The sequence below is a fragment of the Streptomyces hesseae genome, assembly GCF_031845785.1.
GTDB lineage: Bacteria > Actinomycetota > Actinomycetes > Streptomycetales > Streptomycetaceae > Streptomyces > Streptomyces hesseae.
The window spans coordinates 1-19238 of sequence record NZ_JAVRFI010000013.1; the positions used below are offsets into that span (position 1 = coordinate 1).

Genomic DNA, 19238 nt, shown 5'->3' on the forward strand with positions numbered 1-19238 from the left:
CCCCCTCCCCCTCCCCCTCCCCCCGCGAAGCCCGCCCCGGGCATTCGGCCGTCACCCCCTGGGACGTCGCGCGGAACGTGGCCCGGCGGGCGGCTGGGCGGAAGGAGGGGGCCGCTCGGACGGTGGCGCTCGATCGGGCCTTGGGGCAGACGCTTGCCGGGGCGCTGGTGGCGCTTACCGATCTGCCCTCCTTCGACTCCTCCGCGATGGACGGCTGGGCCGTCGCCGGGCCCGGGCCCTGGCGGTTGCCCGACAGCCGGAACCATCCCGGCAGTCATCCCGGCATCCTCGCCGGTCAGAGCGGTGATCTGCGGCTGAGCGACGGCGAGGCCGTCGCGATCGCCACCGGGGCCCGGGTTCCCCCCGGTGCCACCGCTGTACTGCGGAGCGAGCACGGTGTCGTACGGCCGCACGGAGAGCTGTACGCCGACCGGCATCTGACGCAGGGGCAGGACGTGCGGCCCCGGGGGCAGGAGTGCCGGGAGGGGGACGAGTTGCTGCCCGCCGGGGTCGTCGTGACGCCCGCCGTGGTCGGGCTGGCGGCGGCCAGTGGGTACGACGAGGTGCCCGTCGTGCCACGGCCCCGGGTCGAGGTGTTCGTCCTCGGGGACGAGCTGCTCCGCGAGGGGCTGCCGCACGACGGACGGATCCGGGACGCGCTCGGGCCCATGCTCGGGCCCTGGCTCGCCGCTCTCGGCGCCGAGGTCGTGGCGACGCGTCGCCTCGGCGACGACGCCTCGGCGCTGCGCGCCGCGCTGGAGGCGTCGGACGCCGACCTCGTGCTGACGACCGGCGGCACGGCCGCGGGGCCCGTCGACCACGTGCGCCCCACACTGCGGCTGCTGGGCGCCGAGCCCCTGGTCGACGGGGTCGCGGTGCGCCCGGGGCATCCGATGCTGCTCGCGCGCCTCGCGCCCGGCCGTCATCTGGTCGGGCTGCCCGGCAACCCGCTCGCCGCCGTCGCCGGTCTGCTGACGCTGGCCGAGCCGCTGCTCCGTACGCTCGTGGGCCGTCCCGCGCGGCGCCCGTGCCGGGCCCCGTTCACCGAGGACGTGCCCGGCCACGCCACCAGCACCCGGCTGGTGCCCGTGGTCCGTACGCCCGACGGGTACGCCCGGCCGTTGCGCTTCCACGGCCCGGCCATGCTGCGCGGCCTGGCCGCCGCCGACGCGCTGGCCGTCGTGCCGCCGGGCGGGCCGGGCCCGGCCCGTGAGGCCGAACTCCTCGCCCTCCCCTGGGAGGGCGACCGGTGAAGCTCCCCGAGCACGACGCGCAGCGCGACGCCCACCGCGACGCCCAACGCGATGCCCAGCAGGACGGCCGATCGCGCGACCAGCACGCGACCGACTCCCGCGTCCGTCTGCCCCGCTACACCGTGGCCCCGATACGGCAGGTGGGCCGGCGACTGCTGCTCGCGCTGCTGGTCATGGCCGCCACCGTCGCCATCGTCTACGGCGACCGCGGCGGCTATCACGACAACGCCGACGGCAGCGTCGACTTCCTCGACGCCATCTACTACGCCACCGTCACCCTGTCCACCACCGGATACGGCGACATCGTCCCGTACAGCGACAGCGCGCGGCTGTCGAACATCCTGCTCGTGACGCCGCTCCGTGTCCTTTTCCTGATCATCCTGGTCGGCACCACCCTCGAGGTCCTCACCGAGCGCACCCGTGAGCAGTGGCGGCTGGCCCGCTGGAGGTCCGCCTTGCGCGAGCACACCGTCGTCGTCGGCTTCGGCACCAAGGGCCGTTCGGCCGTACAGGCCCTCTGCGCGGGCGGGCAGGCCCGGGAGAGGGATCGGATCGTCGTTGTCGACCCCAACCCCAAGGTCGTCGAGTCGGCCACCGCCCTCGGCTACGCGGGCGTCATCGGCGACGCCACCCGCAGCGACGTCCTGCTGCGCGCCGAGGTCCAGAAGGCCCGTCAGATCATCGTCGCCACCCAGCGCGACGACACGGCCGTCCTGGTGACCCTCACCGCCCGTCAGCTCAACCGGGCCGCCAAGATCGTGGCCGCCGTGCGCGAGGAGGAGAACGCCCCGTTGCTGCGGCAGTCCGGCGCGGACGCGGTCATCACCAGCGCGAGCGCCGCCGGCCGGCTGCTGGGCATGTCCGTGATCAGCCCCAGCGCCGGGACGGTCATGGAGGACCTCATCCAGCAGGGCAGCGGCCTCGACCTCGTCGAACGCCCCGTGGTCAAGGCCGAGGTGGGACGGAGCGTGCGCGACACGGACGACCTGGTCGTCTCCGTGCTGCGCGGCCACCGGCTGCTCGGCTACGACGACCCCGAGGCCAGCCCCCTGAAGTCCACGGACCGGTTGATCACGATCGTCCGGGCCCGCCCGGCCCTACCGGACGAGTGACCGGGAGCGGGACGCGCGGCCGTACGAATCGTCGTACGAATCACCGCGCGTCCCCCGGGAGTCGGCGGCTCCCGGAGTAGCCTCGCGGTCATGCATGCGATCACCATTCCCGTACCCGGCGGACCCGAGGCCCTGGTCTGGGCCGAGGTCCCCGACCCCGCGCCCGGCGGGGGAGAGGTCCTGGTCGAGGTCGTGGCCGCGGGTGTCAACCGCGCCGATCTGCTCCAGCGGCAGGGCTTCTACGACCCGCCCCCCGGCTCCTCCCCCTACCCGGGCCTGGAGGTCTCCGGCCGGATCGCCGCGCTCGGCCCCGGGGTGACCGGCTGGGCCGTCGGCGAGGAGGTGTGCGCGCTGCTGGCCGGCGGCGGTTACGCGGAGAAGGTCTGTGTACCGGCCGGGCAGTTGCTGCCCGTGCCCGACGGCTTGGACCTGGTCTCGGCGGCGGCATTGCCCGAGGTCACGGCCACGGTCTGGTCGAACGTCTTCATGATCGCCCACCTGAGTGCCGGTGAGACCTTCCTGGTCCACGGCGGCGGCAGCGGCATCGGCACCATGGCCGTGCAGCTGGCCAAGGCGGTCGGCGCGCGTGTCGCGGTCACGGCGGGCGGGGCGGAGAAGCTGGAGCGCTGCCGGGAGCTGGGCGCGGACATCCTCATCGACTACCGCGAGCAGGACTTCGTCGATGAACTGCGCAAACTCACCGGCGGCATCGGCGTGGACGTCGTCCTCGACATCATCGGCGCCAAGTACCTGGAACGGAACCTCGACGTCCTGGCCGTCAACGGCCGGCTCGCCATCATCGGCCTCCAGGGCGGCCGCAAGGGCGAACTGGACCTGGGCAAGCTGCTCGCCAAGCGCGCTGCGATCACGGCTACCTCGCTGCGCGGCCGCCCGCTCGCCGAGAAGGCCACGATCGTGGCGGCGGTGCGCGAACACGTGTGGCCGCTGATCGCGGGCGGCCGGGTACGGGCGGTGGTCGACCGCACCATGCCGATGCGGGACGCGGCGGCCGCCCATCGCGTGGTGGAGGACAGCGCGCACGTCGGGAAGGTCCTGCTGACCGTCTGACCGTTCACCCTCACACGCCGCCCAGCGCGCCCCGCGCCGGGCGGCGTGTGAGGGTGGAGGGGTCCGTAGGGGGGTCTCCCGTACGGAGGCCGGCGAACATGACCACGGGATCGACCACCGGATCGACCAATGGATCGACCAATGGACCGCGCAGAGCGGGCAGGACGTTCCTTCTCGGGATGGCGATATCGACGGCGTCGATGGCGCTGACCGTCCCCTCGGTGGCGTGGGCGGACGAGCGCGAGCCGACGGCCCCCGCGCCCTCCGTCCCGCTCGTGGCCACGACGTCGACCACGGTGTTCCCGTCCGCGCCGTCTTCCCCCGTGGCCGGTCTGCTCGCCGGCACCGTCGCGGGCGAGGGGCGGGGGCACCCCGGCCGTACGGAGATATCCCCGTCCGCGATATCGCCGTCGGCATCGTCATCACCGTCGTTGCCGTCGCCGTCGCTGTCCGCCCCCGCCGGGGCCACCCGGGGCGGGCGATCAGGCGGTGCGGGCCCCGGTGCCGTGCCGGGCGGCGCCGCTCACGCGCCGGGGCGGCGGGAGGCCGCCGGAGAGCCGGACCGGGTGATGCGAGTGCTCCCGCTGGGGACCGGAATGACGCTGACGGGACTCGGGCTGGGCTTTATCGCGCTCCGTTTGCGGCGCAGATAGCCGGAAACACGGCGCGCTTCCATGCGCCCCCCACGGTGGATCAGGCGTGTACGAGGGCATCAAGAGGGGGAAATCACCTGTGCGAGAGAATGGCGGCATGGATATGCCGAGGAATGAACGGTCGCAGGAGAGCCCGCACGTCCTGGTCGTGGGACCGGACGGCATGGCTCTCGGCAGCGCCAGCCCCGGCGGCGGGGAGGGCGACGACGAGCCGCGCGAGGTCCCGGTGACGGAGATGGTGGAACAGCCCGCCAAGGTCATGCGCATCGGAAGCATGATCAAGCAGCTGCTGGAGGAGGTCCGGGCGGCTCCTCTCGACGAGGCGAGCCGGGTCCGCCTCAAGGAGATCCACCACAGCTCGGTCAGGGAGCTGGAGGACGGTCTCGCGCCCGAGCTGGTGGAGGAGCTGGAGCGGCTGTCGCTGCCCTTCACCGACGACACGATCCCCACCGAGGCGGAGCTGCGGATCGCACAGGCCCAGCTCGTGGGCTGGCTGGAGGGCCTCTTCCACGGCATCCAGACCACGCTGTTCGCCCAGCAGATGGCCGCCCGCGCCCAGTTGGAGCAGATGCGGCGCGCGCTGCCGGCCGGCATCTCCATCGACGACGACCACGAGGGCCATCAGCACGGCGGCGCCCGCTCCGGCCCGTATCTGTAATCACTTCGGCCGGGGTCACTGACACACGAAGGCCGGTTGTCGCATGAGACGCGACAACCGGCCTTCGTATTGCTTGTGGACCCGTATGAACCGTTCCGTCCATACGGACCGTTACGGCGTCAGGAGCCCGACTCGCCCGTCGACACCGTCAGGACGAACTGGTCGGTCTTCGGGTCGAACGGGTCGCCCGACTGCGGCTGCTGGGTCATCACGGTGCCCTTGCCCCAGGTGTTCTCGTTCACCTTGTCGACGCGGTACTTCCAGCCCGCGGCCTGGAGACACTCCTTGACCGAGTCGATGTAGATGTACTGGAAGCCCGGAGCGCTCTTCTTCGTCTTGTCCTGGAAGTTGTCGTAGGCCTTCGTGCACTTGTCCGTTTCGATGACCTTGGACTTGTCGCCTTCCTTGACCTTCGTCTGGGCACCGTTGGCGTTGCCGTTCGCGTTGCCCTTGCCCGTCCCGTTGGCGTTGCCTCCGGCCGAGCCGCCCGCGGTGCCCGAGCCGCCGGTGGTGCTGCCGTTGCCGCCGCCGGGGTCGGCGGGGGCCGGGGCGGAGCTCTGGCCGTTGCCGCCCGCCTCGTTCTTGTTGTTGTCGTCGCCGCCCTTGAGAGAGAAGGCGGCGATCACGCCGATGACCGCGAGCACCGCGACAACGCCCGAGCCGATGAGCACCGGCTTGTTGCTCTTGCCCCCGGAGCCGGAACCCGAGCCGGAGCCGGTGGCGCCGACGGGCGCCGACGGAGCGGCGTACGCGGGCGCGTCCGTGTACGCGGGCGTCGGGTAGGCCTGGGGGGCCGGAGGGGGCGTGGAAGGCCCGTAGCCGCCGTTGTACGGGCCTGCGGGGGCCGGGTGGGGCTGGTACGGCGTCTGGACGCCCTGGGGCCCCGGAGCGGGCGTCTGGCCGTCCACGGGCGGGAAGACCGCCGAGCCGACGCCGGCGCCGCTGCGGGCCGGCGGGCCGCCCGCGATGATGATCGGCGCGGGTGCCGCCTGGGCGGTGCCCGCGACCCGGGCGCACTCGTCGCGCATGGCCTCGGCGCTCGGGAAGCGCTCGTTCGGGTTCTTCTTCAGGGCGCGCATGACCAGCGCGTCCACGGCCGGCGGGATCGAGCGGTTGATCGTGGAGGGCGCGACCGGCTCCTCCTGGACGTGCGCGTAGGCGATCGCCAGCGGGGAGTCCGCGTCGAAGGGCAGCCGGCCGGTCATCAGCTCGAAGAGCATGATGCCGACCGAGTAGAGGTCGGAGCGGGCGTCCACGCCGCGGCCCAGGGCCTGCTCGGGCGAGAGGTACTGCGGGGTGCCGACGACCATGCCGGTCTGGGTCATGGAGGTGACGCCCGACTGCATGGCGCGGGCGATGCCGAAGTCCATGACCTTGACCACGCCGCGCTTGGTCATCATCACGTTGCCGGGCTTGATGTCGCGGTGGACCAGGCCCATCTCATGGCTGACCTCGAGCGCGGCCAGCACATCGGCTGTGATCTTGAGCGCTTTCCCGACGGGCATCGCGCCGTACTGGGCGGCGTCCGCGTCGAGCACCGAGCGCAGCGGCTGTCCCTCGACGTACTCCATGACGATGTACGGCATCGTCGAGCCGTCGAGGTCGTCCTCGCCCGTGTCGAACACCGAGACGATGTTGGTGTGGGTGAGCTTGGCCACGGACTGGGCCTCGCGGCGGAAACGCTCGCGGAACGAGGACTCGCGGCCCAGCTCGGTGTGAAGGGTCTTGACCGCGACCTGTCTGTCCAGCACCGTGTCGTAGGCCAGGTGCACGGACGCCATACCGCCCTCGCCGAGCAGGTCCCGCAGCTGGTAGCGGCCCCGGCCGACAGATCGTCCCGCGTAGCGGCCCTGAGCGCCGTCCTGGCTCATGGTGTTGCTTCCCCCTCGGCCTCGGCGCACTGCCTGGCGAAACTGGCGTCGCTGGAGTGGTTTCGTGACGCGCTCCGAGCGCGTTGATCCAGCTGTTCTTCGACGTATCCCGGCCAAGTCTGCCCGAGGCGCCGGGCACGTCAAGCCGCGTGCCCGTTCCGTGACCGGATGCGCGACAAGGTGTCACGGGATTTGCCTTGCTCGTACCGGTACGGGTTTGATAGCCGGTCCATCCCGGACCGGGACACGTCGCAAAGCCTGTAGCGTGCCCTAGCGGAAGACTGCTTTCCCGAGTTACCCCGCGCAATCGCCTTCCGACGCGAAGCGACGGCGGCGGACCAGACACGACGGCGAGGACTGATGGCACAGACGCAGAGCGCCCAGGGGCCGTCCGACCCTGACGCCAACGGGGGCGGAATGCCCGATGCGCCTGAAATGTGGGGCAATGGGGGTCTGGTCGGTGACGGCCGTTACCGCCTGACCCACCGCCTGGGCCGCGGCGGCATGGCGGAGGTCTTCGCCGCCGAGGACGTACGGCTGGGCCGTACCGTCGCGGTGAAGCTGCTCCGCGCCGACCTCGCCGAGGACCCGGTCTCCAAGGCGCGCTTCACCCGCGAGGCACAGTCCGTCGCCGGGCTGAACCACCACGCGGTGGTCGCCGTCTACGACTCCGGCGAGGACACCGTCGGCCGCGGCGTCGTGCCGTACATCGTCATGGAGCTGGTCGAAGGCCGCACCATTCGCGACCTCCTCCTCAACTCCGAGGCCCCGCCGCCGGAGCAGGCGCTGATCATCGTCTCCGGGGTGCTGGAGGCGCTGGCCTACAGCCACCAGCACGGCATCGTGCACCGTGACATCAAGCCCGCCAACGTGATCATCACCAACACGGGCGCGGTCAAGGTCATGGACTTCGGCATCGCCCGCGCCCTCCACGGCGCGGCGTCCACCATGACCCAGACCGGCATGGTCATGGGCACGCCCCAGTACCTCTCCCCCGAGCAGGCCCTCGGCAAGACCGTCGACGCCCGCTCGGACCTCTACGCCACCGGCTGTCTGCTCTACGAACTGCTCGCCCTGCGCCCGCCGTTCACCGGCGAGACCCCGCTGTCGGTGGTCTACCAGCACGTCCAGGACACCCCCGTGGCGCCGTCGCAGGTGCAGGCGTCGGTGCCGCCGGAGCTGGACGGGCTCGTCATGCGCTCCCTCGCCAAGGACCCGGACGACCGGTTCCAGAGCGCGGAGGAGATGCGCGGGCTGGTTCAGTACGCGCTCCAGATGCTGCACGAGGCGGGCAGCCACACGGGTGCCTGGAACACCGGCCCGATCGACCACGTCAACGCCGCGACCCAGGTCATGGGCGGCGCGGGCATCGGCGGCGGCGTGGGCGCCACCACGGCCATGCCGCACCCGCAGCACGGCGACACCTCGCAGCAGCCGGTGATCCCGCGCCGCCAGGGTGCCGACGACGGCGGTTTCAACGGCTACAACGGCGGCTACAACGGCGGCCGCGGCGGTTCGGGCGGCGGCAAGGGCAAGCTGTGGCTGGTCGCCGCGCTCGCGGTGGTCGCGGTCGTGGCGGGCGTCGCGTTCATGCTCAAGCAGGACAAGGCGGGCGGCGGCGACCACAAGACGACCACCGACAAGGTCACCACCACCCCCAGCGCGCCCACGCCCAGCACCAGTGACAAGCCCAGCCGGAAGCCCTCCAAGGGCCACAGCTCGGACACGAACACCGGCACGGGCGGCGAGAGCGACGACTGGAGCGACAACACCCGGGACCGGCAGCGCGAGCCCTCCGACGACTCGTCGAAGCACGCGAGCAAGCCGCCGACCGGCAATCCGTCGACCAACCCGTCGGGCGGCACGGACCCGTCGACCAACCCGTCCAAGCAGCCGCCGACGGACGACCCGAAGCCGCCGACGCACGACCCGGGCGGGAGCACCCCCGGCACCGTCCAGGGCGGCAGCAACCAGGGCCCCACGGGCTGAACCTCCGAGGCCGGACCCCACATCGGGGTCCGGCCTCGAGCCGTAAGGGGGTCCCTGGCGGTCCCGTCGGCGGGCCCTGTCAGTCCGTGAACGCCTCGCGCACGGACTCGTACGCGCCCGTCCACCACACCGCCAGCGCCGCCGAGGCCGGGAAGCCGGGGTCGGCGCGGTGGTCGCGCAGCTGGTAGCGCCAGCGCAGCATCCAGAAGTCGTTCAGCCGCTCCCACCACACCCGGTGCACGGCGGCGCCCAGCTCCGCCGCGTCCGCGCCGGTGACCCGGCGGTAGGCACGCGCGTAGGGGCGTATCTTCGCCAGGTCCAGCGTGCCGTCCGGGCGGAGGAAGAAGATCACCGCGGCCCGTACGGCCTCCTCGGCGCGCGGCTGGACGCCCAGCCGGTCCCAGTCGACGATCGCGGCGGGCTCGGCGCCCCGGTAGAGCAGGTTGAGCGGGTGGAAGTCGCCGTGCACCCATCCCCGGGCGGGGGTGGCGGCGGCCGGCGGGCGCCGGTGGGCGTGCAGCTCCAGCAGCGCGCGGCGCTCGACGAGGCGGTGCTCGGCCAGCTCGTCGAAGCAGTCGCGGGGGCGGCTGTCCCCGCCGCGGGCCAGGCTCAGGAGCTCCTCGATCAGGGCGAAGGTGTCCTCGGGGTCGGCCGCCGCGTCCCGGGCCGCCCCGAGGCCCTGGAAGGCCCCCTCAGGGCCTTCCATGACCTGCTCCAGGGTTTTGTGCACCCGGCCCAGCAACGCGCCCAGACGGCGCGACTGGGGGGCGGTGAGCTCGCCGCCGTCCCGGTGCCGGCCCTCGATCCAGGGGTGGAGGGCGTAGCAGCGGCCGCCGAGGACCACGACGGTCTCGCCGGCGGTGTCCGCCACGGGCGGGGCGACGGGCAGGCCGAGGGCGCCCAGCCGGCGGGTGGCCTCGTGCTGGCGGGCGATGGCGTCCCGGTCGCCGTCGAGGTGGTGCTTGAGGAAGAAGCGGCCGCGGGTGGTGGTGAGCCGGTAGCCGCGGTTGAGCAGGCCCTCGGTCAGCGTGTCGCAGGCGACGGGCTCGCCGGCTTTCTCGTAGCGGCGCAGCAGGGCGCGCAGGGTGCCGGTGTCGGGTCCGGTGTCGGCTGGGGCATCGGCATCGGTGACAAGTGAGCGCGGCACGCCCCAAATGTTAGTTCACGCTGAGTGCGCGGCTCGTCGCGCGGGTACGCCTTCGAGGTGGTGCAGGGTGATGAACTGAGGTTCTATGCACAGGTATTCGGGGACGAAGGGCGCGTCGTCGGCGGAGTGCGGGGCGCGGCCGAAGAGCCGGAGCTCCTCCGGGCCGGGTACGAAGATCCGCGCCGTGCCGACGAACTGCACGGTCCAGACGGATTCGTCGCCCTCCTCGCGGTCGGCGAGGTTGTCGGCGCCGTACGCCGCCACGCTGCCGTCGCACGCCTGGGCGTAGCCGAAGCCGCCGTGCAGTCGCATGAGGACCTTGCCGTCGACGACGACGTGGCGGGCGACGGTGACGAAGGGCAGGGCGCGCATGCTCACCGAGACCCTGCCGTAGGGCGTGCGGGAGAGCAGCTCGAGCGCGCGGTATTCGTCCGCCCGGTGTCCGTCGTGAGGCGCGGTTGGCATGGGCACCACTCTGCACTGCCGTCGCGCACGGCTCGTAGGGGCCACCCGTCCCGGATGGCCGGGACCTAGGTCCCGGGCGCGCTGCCGGCCGGGCCGTTCGCTAGCGCTTCTCCGCCTGGAGCCGGGCCACATAGGCGGCGGCCTGGGAACGGCGTTCCATGCCCAGCTTGGAGAGGAGGCTGGAGACGTAGTTCTTGATGGTCTTCTCGGCCAGGTGCAGCCGTTCGCCGATGGAGCGGTTGGTCAGGCCCTCGCCGATCAGGTCGAGGATGCGGCGCTCCTGGTCGGTGAGGGAGGCGAGGCGGTCGTCGCCCCGGGAGGTCCTGCCGTCGCGCAGCCGCTCCAGGACGCGGGCGGTGGCCACGGGGTCCAGCAGGGATTTGCCGGCCGCCACGTCGCGTACGGCCGAGAGCAGCTCATTGCCGCGGATGGCCTTGAGGACATAGCCCGCCGCGCCCGCCATGATGGCGTCGAAGAGCGCTTCGTCATCCGCGTACGAGGTGAGCATCAGGCATTTGATGTTTTCGTCCTGCGAACGGATCTCACGGCATACTTCTACTCCGCTGCCATCCGGAAGGCGAACGTCCAGTACGGCGACGTCCGGTCTGGTGGCCGGAATGCGCACCAGCGCGTCCGCGGCGGTTCCGGCCTCGCCCACGACCTCGATGTCCGGCTCCCCGGCGAGCATCTCGTGGACGCCGCGGCGTACGACTTCATGGTCGTCAAGCAGAAATACCGTGATTTTTCCTTGTTCGCGCACGGTGCCAGTCTTGCACGTCAAGTCTTCCCCCGCCCTTGTCCGCCGGGATAACGTGCCCCCGTTCCGACGGCGGTTCGCAAGGCGCTGACCAGTGGATTGGCACCTCCATTGGCCCGGCTTTCTCGATTTACTTGGAAATCCAAGCAAAATCGCAGGTCAGGCGGGGTTTCGCAGGAATGCCTCGCACTGGGTAACGTGCTTATTGCAGGCCATTCGCCGGGGCAACCTGTCACGCCCGGTTCCGGCCTCGGCACACCCACCCCGTGTGCCGTCGGGGATCGAGCGAGCCTCTTCCCGCCTCACGGCGGGGAGACCCCCTCTGGCCGCCGGCGACCCCGGGGGCCGGACAGACGGAGGAGCACACGTGACCGTGGACAGCACTGCCGCGCGCAAGTCGCGACGCAGCGGCGTCAAGCGCGCCGGGGCCAAGAAGGCCACCGGCGAGCCCGAGCTCGTACAGCTGCTGACGCCGGAAGGCGAGCGGGTCGAGCACCCGGACTACTCCATCGACCTGTCGCCCGAGGAACTGCGTGGCCTGTACCGCGACATGGTGCTGACCCGCCGTTTCGACGGCGAGGCGACGACTCTCCAGCGGCAGGGCGAACTGGGCCTGTGGGCCTCGCTGCTGGGCCAGGAGGCCGCGCAGATCGGTTCCGGCCGGGCCACCCGCGACGACGACTACGTCTTCCCGACCTACCGCGAGCACGGCGTCGCCTGGTGCCGCGGGGTCGACCCCACGAACCTGCTGGGCATGTTCCGCGGCGTGAACCACGGCGGCTGGGACCCCAACGAGAACAACTTCCACCTCTACACGATCGTCATCGGCTCCCAGGCGCTCCACGCCACCGGCTACGCGATGGGCATCGCCAAGGACGGCGCGGACTCCGCCGTGATCGCCTACTTCGGCGACGGCGCCTCCAGCCAGGGCGACGTGGCCGAGGCCTTCACCTTCGCCGCCGTCTACAACGCGCCGGTGGTCTTCTTCTGCCAGAACAACCAGTGGGCGATCTCCGAGCCCACCGAGCGGCAGACCCGCGTCCCGCTCTACCAGCGCGCCCAGGGCTACGGCTTCCCCGGCGTCCGGGTGGACGGCAACGACGTGCTGGCCGTGCTGGCCGTCACCAAGGCCGCGCTGGAGCGCGCCCGCACCGGCGAGGGCCCGATGCTCATCGAGGCGTTCACCTACCGCATGGGCGCCCACACCACCTCGGACGACCCGACGAAGTACCGCCGGGACGAGGAGCGGGAGCTGTGGGAGGCGAAGGACCCGATCCTGCGCCTGCGCGCCCACCTGGAGCGCGAGGGCCTCGCCGACGAGGACTTCTTCGCCGAGCTGGAGAGCGAGAGCGACGCGCTCGCCAAGCGGGTCCGCGACACCGTGCGCGCCATGCCCGACCCCGACCACATGGCGATGTTCGAGCACACCTACGCCGACGGCCACGCGCTGGTCGACGAGGAGCGCGCCCAGTTCGCCGCGTACCAGGCTTCGTTCGCAGAGGAGACCAACTAGCCATGAGCGTCGAGAAGCTCACGATCGCCAAGGCGATCAACGCCTCCCTGCGGACCGCCCTGGAGACCGACCCCAAGGTCCTGATCATGGGTGAGGACGTCGGCAAGCTCGGCGGCGTCTTCCGGGTCACCGACGGCCTCCAGAAGGACTTCGGCGAGGACCGCGTCATCGACACTCCGCTGGCGGAGTCCGGCATCGTCGGCACCGCGATCGGTATGGCGCTGCGCGGCTACCGGCCGGTCGTGGAGATCCAGTTCGACGGTTTCGTCTTCCCGGCGTACGACCAGATCGTCACGCAGCTGGCGAAGATGCACGCCCGCGCGCTCGGCAAGATCAAGCTGCCCGTCGTCATCCGCATCCCCTACGGCGGCGCGATCGGCGCGGTGGAGCACCACAGCGAGTCGCCGGAGTCGCTGTTCGCGCACGTCGCCGGTCTGAAGATCGTCTCGCCGTCGAACTCCGCCGACGCCTACTGGATGATGCAGCAGGCCATCCAGAGCGACGACCCGGTCATCTACTTCGAGCCCAAGCGGCGCTACCACGACCGCGCCGAGGTCGACACGGCCGCGATCCCCGGCCCGCTGCACGCCGCGCGCACGGTGCGCGAGGGCACGGACCTGACGCTGGTTGCCTACGGCCCGATGGTCAAGACCTGTCTGGAGGCCGCCGCGGCGGCCGAGGAGGAGGGCAAGTCGCTGGAGGTCCTGGACCTGCGGTCGATCTCGCCCATCGACTTCGACGCGATCCAGCGGTCGGTGGAGAAGACCCGCCGGCTGGTCGTCGTCCACGAGGCACCCGTCTTCTTCGGTTCGGGCGCCGAGATCGCCGCCCGGATCACCGAGCGCTGCTTCTACCACCTGGAGGCCCCCGTCCTGCGGGTCGGCGGCTATCACGCCCCCTACCCGCCGTCCCGGCTGGAGGACGAGTACCTGCCGGGCCTGGACCGTGTGCTCGACTCCGTCGACCGCGCGCTGGCGTACTAGGGACGAGGAAGAGTCGTGACGATGACCGCTAACACCCAGCGCTTCCGTGAGTTCAAGATGCCGGACGTCGGCGAAGGACTGACCGAGGCCGAGATCCTCAAGTGGTACGTGAACGTCGGCGACACGGTCACCGACGGACAGGTGGTCTGCGAGGTCGAGACCGCCAAGGCGGCCGTGGAACTGCCGATCCCCTTCGACGGCGTGGTGCACGAGCTGCGCTTCGGCGAGGGCACGACGGTGGACGTCGGCCAGGTGATCATCTCGGTGGACACCCAGCCCGGCGCGGGGCCCGCGGAGGAGGCCCCGGCGGCGGCCCCGGCCGTCACCGAGGAGCCCGAGCCGGAGCAGCAGGGCCGCCAGGCCGTGCTGGTCGGCTACGGCGCCGCGCCGTCCTCGACCAAGCGCCGCCCGCGCAAGGCGTCCGTCGCCGCCGCGACGGGCACGGCCGGGCCGCACGCCGGCGTCCCGGCGGAGGGCACCGGCCCGGCCGCGCCGCGCACGGCTGTGGTCGCCGCGATCCAGGCCGAGCTCAACGGGCACGCGGGCACCGCACCGGTCGCCCCGGCGGCTCCCGCCGCGCCGGTTCCGGCACCCGCTCCGGCGGCCGGCGCGCCCGCGGCGCCCGTTGGTGCTCGTCCGCTCGCCAAACCTCCGGTGCGCAAGCTCGCCAAGGACCTCGGCGTCGACCTGACCACGGTCGTACCGACCGGCCCCGGCGGGGTCGTCACCCGGGAGGACGTCCACGCCGCGACCCAGGCCGTCGCACAGCCGGCCACCGAGGCCGTGGCGCCCGTCGCCGCCCCCGTCGCCGTGCCCGCCACGAGTGGGGCACGCGAGACCCGGATCCCCGTCAAGGGCGTCCGCAAGGCCACCGCCCAGGCGATGGTCGCCAGCGCCTTCACCGCGCCGCACGTCACGGAGTTCATCACCGTCGACGTCACCCGCACGATGAAGCTCGTCCAGAAGCTCAAGGCCGATCCCGACATGGCCGGTCTGCGCGTCAATCCGCTGCTGCTCGTCGCCAAGGCCATGCTCGTGGCGGTCAAGCGCAACCCGGACGTCAACGCGGCCTGGGACGAGGAGAACCAGGAGATCGTCCTCAAGCACTACGTCAACCTGGGCATCGCGGCGGCGACGCCGCGCGGGCTGATCGTGCCGAACATCAAGGACGCCCAGGACAAGACGCTCCCGGAGCTCTCGAGTTCGCTGTCCGACCTCGTGGCCACCGCCCGTGAGGGGAAGACGTCCCCGGCGGACATGGCCGGCGGCACCCTCACCATCACCAACGTCGGCGTCTTCGGCGTCGACACCGGTACGCCCATTCTCAACCCGGGCGAGTCCGCGATCCTGGCCTTCGGTGCGATCAAGCTCCAGCCGTGGGTCCACAAGGGCAAGGTCAAGCCGCGTCATGTCACCACGCTGGCGCTCTCCTTCGACCACCGCCTGGTCGACGGCGAGCTCGGCTCCCGCTTCCTCGCGGATGTCGCCGCCGTTCTGGAGGACCCCAAGCGCCTGATCACCTGGGCGTGACCGGACGTTCATAGGGGCCCTATGGAGATGCGTTCATAGGCCATATAAAACCGGCTCCGCGGTCCGGAAAACGGACCAACGACCAAGATGTCGCGTACAGGACAGAGGGCCCGGACACTCGCTCCTCACCCCCCTCCAGTGAGGAGAGAGCATGGCGTCCGGGCCCTCTGTCCGCATGCGGAGCGGCCTCGGGGCATCACCCTGACAGAGGGTGGAATGGCCCGTGCTGGGCAATTTACTTAAGATTGACCGACACTTGCACTGTCGGATTTGGAGGCCGCTTTGAAGGCCGCGGTGGACCGCGCGGACGACGGTGAATCCATCAGCCGTCTGCTCCGGGCCTGGCGGGGCCGTGTCGACGCGCGGACGGTCCGCGAGTTGCGCGGGCTTTTTCCCAGACCGGGGCGTCGGCTTTCGCAGGCGCACGTCGCGCGGATGACGGGCGTCAGCGAAGGCTGGTACCGCGCGCTGGAGGCCGGCCGTCGCCAGGACTTCTCCGAAAGGTTTCTGCTGAGGGTCGCCGAAGCCCTCCGGCTCAGCGAGGCGGAGACGCTCACCCTCTTCCTGGCCGTCTCCGGCCGCCGCCCGCCCGAGGCCGGGCGCGACCGCACGGACCTCCCCCGGGGCGTCCAGGCCCTGCTCCAGCAGCAGGTCACCTACCCCGCCTACCTCTCCGACGGCGCCTGGAACGTCGTCGCCGCCAACGCCCTCATGGGCGAGTGGTTCCCCTGGGTCCTGCGCCCCCGCCCCAATCTGATGCGCTGGGCACTCCTCGACCCCGAGGCCCGCGAGCAGATGCTCGACTGGGAGGACGCCTGCGCCCGCGTCTACCTCGCCATGCTCCGCGTCGCCGCCAACAGCGACCCCGGCAACGCCGAACTGCGCGCCCTCGTCCAGGAGATCCTCGACTCCGACGCCGACTGCCGCCGTATCTGGGCCGAGGAGTACGACGTGGTCGAGCATCGCGACGGCCATGTCTTCCGGCTGCGCCTGCCGTACCACGGGCACGCCGAGGTATGCGTGACCAGTCATGTGCTGCTGCCGATACAGCGCACGGATCTGCGCTTCGTCTTCATCACTCCGGCGGACGGCTGGGCGGGCGTCCCGAGGTGACGTTTCGCCGGCGCGCCGGAGCCGGCTCCTGGACGGGCGATCGTCCGTATCGCGGACAGGGCCTCATCACGCATCTGTGTTGTATCTATGCTGTGCGCATGCCGAGCGCCCCCACCGTCCAGAGCAGACGTCCCGCCGCCGCGGACCGTGTCTACGCACATGTGAAGGAAGCCGTACTGCAACGGCGTTACGAAGGCGGCACGCTCCTCACCGAAGGCGATCTGGCGCAGGCCGTCGGGGTCTCCCGGACGCCGGTGCGCGAGGCGCTGCTGCGACTGGAGGGCGAGGGGCTGCTCAAGCTCTACCCGAAGAAGGGGGCGCTCGTGCTGGCCGTGTCCGCACAGGAGATCGCGGATGTGGTGGAGACCCGGCTGCTGGTCGAGAAGCACGCGGTGGGCAAGGCCGTACCGGCCCCGCCCGGGCTGATCGCCCGGCTGGAGGAGCTGGTGGACGACATGCGGGAGCAGGCCGCGGCGGACGATCTGAACGCCGTCTCCCGCAGCGACCGCGCCTTCCACGCGGAGATCGTGCGCAGCGCCGGGAACCGCATCCTCTCGGACCTCTACGAGCAGCTGCGCGACCGCCAGCTGCGGATGGGCGTGGCCGTGATGCACGCCCACCCCGACCGGATCGCCAAGAACATCGCCGAGCACACCGAGATCCTCACCGCCCTGCGCTCCGGGGACGCCGCGGCGGCGACGGACATCGTCCACCGGCACGTCAGCTGGGTGCGCAACCTGGCCCGCGGGGAGACACGGTGAGCCCCGGCGGAGGCGCCGCCCCAGGACTGCCCGGCGACCCACCCGGTGGCCGCCGGGCCATGGTCGTCTGGGGCGTCGGCGTGACGGTCTACTTCGTCGCGATCATCTTCCGCACCAGCCTCGGGGTCGCCGGCATCGACGCCGCCGACCGCTTCCACGTCGGCGCCTCGGAGCTGTCGGCGTTCTCCATACTCCAGTTGCTCGTCTACGCGGGCATGCAGATACCCGTCGGCCTGATGGTCGACCGGATGGGCACCAGGAAGGTGCTCGCCCTGGGCGCGGTGCTCTTCACCACCGGCCAGCTCGGCTTCGCCTTCGCCCACTCCTACGGCGCGGCGCTCGCCTGCCGGGCCCTGCTGGGCTGCGGCGACGCCATGACCTTCATCAGCGTCCTGCGGCTGGGCGCCCGCTGGTTCCCCGCCCGCCGGGGCCCGATGATCGCGCAGGTCGCGGCGCTCATCGGGATGGGCGGCAATCTCGTCTCGACCGTCGTCCTGTCCCGGCTGCTCCACGACATCGGCTGGACCCCGGCCTTCGCGGGCAGCGCGGCCGCCGGCCTCGTGGCGCTGGCCCTGCTCCTGTTCTTCCTCAAGGACCACCCCGAGGGGTACGAGCCCGCCCCCGGCCCCCGCCCCGGCAAGGGCGCGGTGCGCGGGCAGCTCGTGGGGGCGTGGCGGGAGCCCGGCACCCGGCTCGGCCTGTGGACGCACTTCACCACCCAGTTCCCCGCGATGGTCTTCCTGCTGCTGTGGGGCATGCCGTTCCTGGTGGAGGCCCAGGGGCTGGCCAGGGGGACGGCGGGCACCCTGCTGACGCTCGTGGTCCTGTCCAACATGGGCGTCGGCCTGGTCTACGGGCAGGTCGTCGCCCGTCACCACGAGGCCCGGCTGCCCCTCGCGCTCGGCACGCTCGCGGCGACGGCCCTGCTGTGGGCGGCCGTCCTCGGCTGGCCGGGGGCGCACGCGCCGCTGTGGCTGCTGGTCACCCTGTGCGTGGTGCTCGGCGCCTGCGGCCCGGCCTCGATGATCGGCTTCGACTTCGGCCGCCCCGCGAACCCGCCCGAGCGCCAGGGCACCGCCTCCGGCATCGTCAACATGGGCGGCTTCCTCGCCACCATCACGACCCTGCTGGCCGTCGGTGTCCTGCTGGACGCCACCGGCGGCAGCTACCGGATCGCCTTCTGCTCCGTCTTCGTCCTCCAGGCGCTGGGGCTGACCCGGATCCTGCTGCTGCGCGGCCCGGCGCTGCGGCGCGAGCGGGAGCGGATCGTGGCGTCGCGCGTGACGACCGTGCACGTACCGGTGCGGGACAACAAAGGCGGCGGGCTGCGGGCCTGAGGGGCCTTACGGGTTCAGGGGGTGACCGCGAACTCCCGGAGGACCGACCACGCCAGTTCCTGATCGCCTTCGGTCTTGACCCGGTCGGCCACCGACTCCGCCCGTACGCGCCCGCACGCGAGGCGCACATACGTCTCCCAGTCCAGGATCAGCGTCGCCGTGGGCCCCAGGGAGACGCTGCCGTCGATCGTCCCCCTGCCCTGCGGGCCGACCCGCACGGTGCGCAGGAACTCCAGCGGGCCGTGCACGTCGAAGGCCACCGTCGTACCGGGCCGCGCACCGGCGTCCTGGGCCACCACCTGGGGCAGCGCCGCCAGCAGCATGTCCCGGGCGATGACGGCGGCGGGCGAGTCGAGGTTCCCGGGGACGCCCAGGGCGCGGCGCAGGTCCTGCTCATGGGCCCAGACGTCGAAGGCCCGCATGGCCAGCGTCCGTTCGAGCGTCCGCTCACTGCCGCCGCCCAGCGGCCAGCGGACGGACGCCTGCGGGGAGCGCTGATCGTTGCGCAGCTGCCGCGACCTCCGGATGATCGTGTAATCCAGCTCGGAGGTCATCTCCGGCGCCGTGTGACAGCGCCGCACATCCACCTGGACCTCGATGTAGCGCGAGAACTCGTCGGTGACGTGCCGCAGATCGCGCGGGAGGGTGTGGATCGGCCGTGGCTCGCCCAGCATTTCGCACTCCACGCCGATGATGTGCGAGACCACGTCCCGCACGGACCAGCCGGGACACTCGGTGGCCCGGTTCCAGTCACTCTCGGCCAGGGGTGTGACCAACTCGTGCACGGCTTCGATGGATTGTGTCCAGGCGTCGATCGCGGGCTGAAGGCTGGGGTGGACTGTCACGGGCGGATCCCTCGGCGGTGCTGGGCGGCGGCTGCGGGTGACGTGCGGCTGCGGGTGACGTGCGACGGCGGGCTGCGGAGCGGGCAAGGCTGTCCGGGGCGAGCAAGGCTGTCGGGGTTCTCACTTGTTAAGTTACGCTGCGGACGGTCGCCACGGCAGAGGTTTCGTGTGACGCATGCGGAG

The 19238-nt window shown here is 71.8% G+C and carries 17 protein-coding genes; 11 read left to right on the forward strand and 6 right to left on the reverse strand.

All coding sequences use genetic code 11. From position 1 onward, the window contains the following. From RM609_RS20020 to RM609_RS20030, 3 genes are all read left to right on the forward strand, one after another. Nucleotides 1–1253 (forward strand): molybdopterin molybdotransferase MoeA (locus tag RM609_RS20020; RefSeq protein ID WP_311612734.1); only part of this gene is annotated, 1253 nt, incomplete at its 5' end. Continuing rightward, nucleotides 1250–2365, forward strand: a complete 1116-nt coding sequence (locus RM609_RS20025; protein ID WP_311612736.1) for a potassium channel family protein — start codon at nucleotides 1250–1252, stop codon at nucleotides 2363–2365. The genes RM609_RS20020 and RM609_RS20025, both read left to right, overlap by 4 nt. 90 nt (nucleotides 2366–2455) lie before the next feature. After that, complete coding sequence (locus RM609_RS20030; RefSeq protein ID WP_311612738.1) at nucleotides 2456–3433, forward strand: NAD(P)H-quinone oxidoreductase; 978 nt, start codon at nucleotides 2456–2458, stop codon at nucleotides 3431–3433. A 10-nt stretch (nucleotides 3434–3443) separates the two neighbouring features. Here RM609_RS20030 and RM609_RS20035 read toward each other — a convergent pair whose 3' ends face one another. Beyond that, nucleotides 3444–3902 carry a hypothetical protein gene (locus RM609_RS20035; protein ID WP_311612739.1) on the reverse strand — a complete coding sequence of 153 codons (459 nt, stop codon included), beginning with the start codon at nucleotides 3900–3902 and terminating at the stop codon, nucleotides 3444–3446. Between the two features lie 281 nt (nucleotides 3903–4183). On the opposite strand from RM609_RS20035, the gene RM609_RS20040 reads away from it, so the two are divergent. Beyond that, nucleotides 4184–4744: a bacterial proteasome activator family protein gene (locus RM609_RS20040; protein WP_311612740.1), complete on the forward strand. Its 561-nt coding sequence runs from the start codon at nucleotides 4184–4186 to the stop codon at nucleotides 4742–4744. 119 nt (nucleotides 4745–4863) lie between these two features. Here the strand turns inward: RM609_RS20040 and RM609_RS20045 are convergent, their stop codons facing one another. After that, entirely contained in the window at nucleotides 4864–6615 is a 1752-nt protein-coding gene (locus tag RM609_RS20045; protein WP_311612741.1) for a protein kinase domain-containing protein, read from the reverse strand. A gap of 360 nt (nucleotides 6616–6975) precedes the next feature. Between RM609_RS20045 and RM609_RS20050 the strand changes: the two genes are divergently transcribed. Next, nucleotides 6976–8604, forward strand: coding sequence for a protein kinase domain-containing protein (locus RM609_RS20050; protein ID WP_311612743.1), 1629 nt, complete (start codon nucleotides 6976–6978; stop codon nucleotides 8602–8604). 79 nt (nucleotides 8605–8683) lie between these two features. On the opposite strand, the gene RM609_RS20055 is transcribed toward RM609_RS20050, so the two are convergent. From RM609_RS20055 to RM609_RS20065, 3 genes are all read right to left on the reverse strand, one after another. Then, nucleotides 8684–9751 carry a phosphotransferase gene (locus RM609_RS20055; RefSeq protein WP_311612744.1) on the reverse strand — a complete coding sequence of 356 codons (1068 nt, stop codon included), beginning with the start codon at nucleotides 9749–9751 and terminating at the stop codon, nucleotides 8684–8686. A 15-nt stretch (nucleotides 9752–9766) separates the two neighbouring features. Then, a complete protein-coding gene (locus RM609_RS20060; RefSeq protein ID WP_311612745.1) occupies nucleotides 9767–10216 on the reverse strand; it encodes a pyridoxamine 5'-phosphate oxidase family protein in 450 nt (149 codons plus the stop codon). Between the two features lie 100 nt (nucleotides 10217–10316). Next, a complete protein-coding gene (locus RM609_RS20065; protein WP_311612991.1) occupies nucleotides 10317–10976 on the reverse strand; it encodes a response regulator in 660 nt (219 codons plus the stop codon). A gap of 364 nt (nucleotides 10977–11340) precedes the next feature. Between RM609_RS20065 and pdhA the strand changes: the two genes are divergently transcribed. The 6 genes from pdhA (at nucleotide 11341) to RM609_RS20095 (ending at nucleotide 18210) form a co-directional block, all read left to right on the forward strand. Further along, nucleotides 11341–12486, forward strand: coding sequence for a pyruvate dehydrogenase (acetyl-transferring) E1 component subunit alpha (gene pdhA / locus RM609_RS20070; protein ID WP_311612746.1), 1146 nt, complete (start codon nucleotides 11341–11343; stop codon nucleotides 12484–12486). 2 nt (nucleotides 12487–12488) lie between these two features. Beyond that, on the forward strand, nucleotides 12489–13469 hold the full coding sequence (locus RM609_RS20075) for an alpha-ketoacid dehydrogenase subunit beta (RefSeq protein ID WP_311612748.1): 981 nt from the start codon (nucleotides 12489–12491) through the stop codon (nucleotides 13467–13469). Between the two features lie 21 nt (nucleotides 13470–13490). Next, nucleotides 13491–14999 carry a dihydrolipoamide acetyltransferase family protein gene (locus tag RM609_RS20080; RefSeq protein ID WP_311612993.1) on the forward strand — a complete coding sequence of 503 codons (1509 nt, stop codon included), beginning with the start codon at nucleotides 13491–13493 and terminating at the stop codon, nucleotides 14997–14999. A gap of 294 nt (nucleotides 15000–15293) precedes the next feature. Beyond that, a complete protein-coding gene (locus RM609_RS20085; RefSeq protein ID WP_311612995.1) occupies nucleotides 15294–16112 on the forward strand; it encodes a helix-turn-helix transcriptional regulator in 819 nt (272 codons plus the stop codon). A gap of 98 nt (nucleotides 16113–16210) precedes the next feature. Then, nucleotides 16211–16873 (forward strand): GntR family transcriptional regulator, encoded by a 663-nt coding sequence (locus RM609_RS20090; protein ID WP_311612750.1) that lies wholly within the window; start codon nucleotides 16211–16213, stop codon nucleotides 16871–16873. A 59-nt stretch (nucleotides 16874–16932) separates the two neighbouring features. Further along, nucleotides 16933–18210: an MFS transporter gene (locus tag RM609_RS20095; RefSeq protein WP_311612997.1), complete on the forward strand. Its 1278-nt coding sequence runs from the start codon at nucleotides 16933–16935 to the stop codon at nucleotides 18208–18210. 14 nt (nucleotides 18211–18224) lie between these two features. Here the strand turns inward: RM609_RS20095 and RM609_RS20100 are convergent, their stop codons facing one another. Then, the gene (locus tag RM609_RS20100) at nucleotides 18225–19055 is read right to left on the reverse strand and encodes a maleylpyruvate isomerase family mycothiol-dependent enzyme (RefSeq protein WP_311612752.1); all 831 of its coding nucleotides are present in this window, start codon (nucleotides 19053–19055) and stop codon (nucleotides 18225–18227) included. Nucleotides 19056–19238 lie beyond the last annotated feature (183 nt).

Excerpts from the sequence above, each read along its gene's own strand:
- RM609_RS20030 (WP_311612738.1), top strand. The coding sequence starts at position 2,456 with ATGCATGCGATCACCATTCCCGTACCCGGCGGACCCGAGGCCCTGGTC.
- RM609_RS20040 (WP_311612740.1), top strand. The coding sequence starts at position 4,184 with ATGGATATGCCGAGGAATGAACGGTCGCAGGAGAGCCCGCACGTCCTG.
- RM609_RS20045 (WP_311612741.1), bottom strand. The coding sequence starts at position 6,615 with ATGAGCCAGGACGGCGCTCAGGGCCGCTACGCGGGACGATCTGTCGGC.
- RM609_RS20050 (WP_311612743.1), top strand. The coding sequence starts at position 6,976 with ATGGCACAGACGCAGAGCGCCCAGGGGCCGTCCGACCCTGACGCCAAC.
- RM609_RS20060 (WP_311612745.1), bottom strand. The coding sequence starts at position 10,216 with ATGCCAACCGCGCCTCACGACGGACACCGGGCGGACGAATACCGCGCG.
- RM609_RS20075 (WP_311612748.1), top strand. The coding sequence starts at position 12,489 with ATGAGCGTCGAGAAGCTCACGATCGCCAAGGCGATCAACGCCTCCCTG.
- RM609_RS20080 (WP_311612993.1), top strand. The coding sequence starts at position 13,491 with ATGACCGCTAACACCCAGCGCTTCCGTGAGTTCAAGATGCCGGACGTC.
- RM609_RS20090 (WP_311612750.1), top strand. The coding sequence starts at position 16,211 with ATGCCGAGCGCCCCCACCGTCCAGAGCAGACGTCCCGCCGCCGCGGAC.
- RM609_RS20095 (WP_311612997.1), top strand. The coding sequence starts at position 16,933 with ATGGTCGTCTGGGGCGTCGGCGTGACGGTCTACTTCGTCGCGATCATC.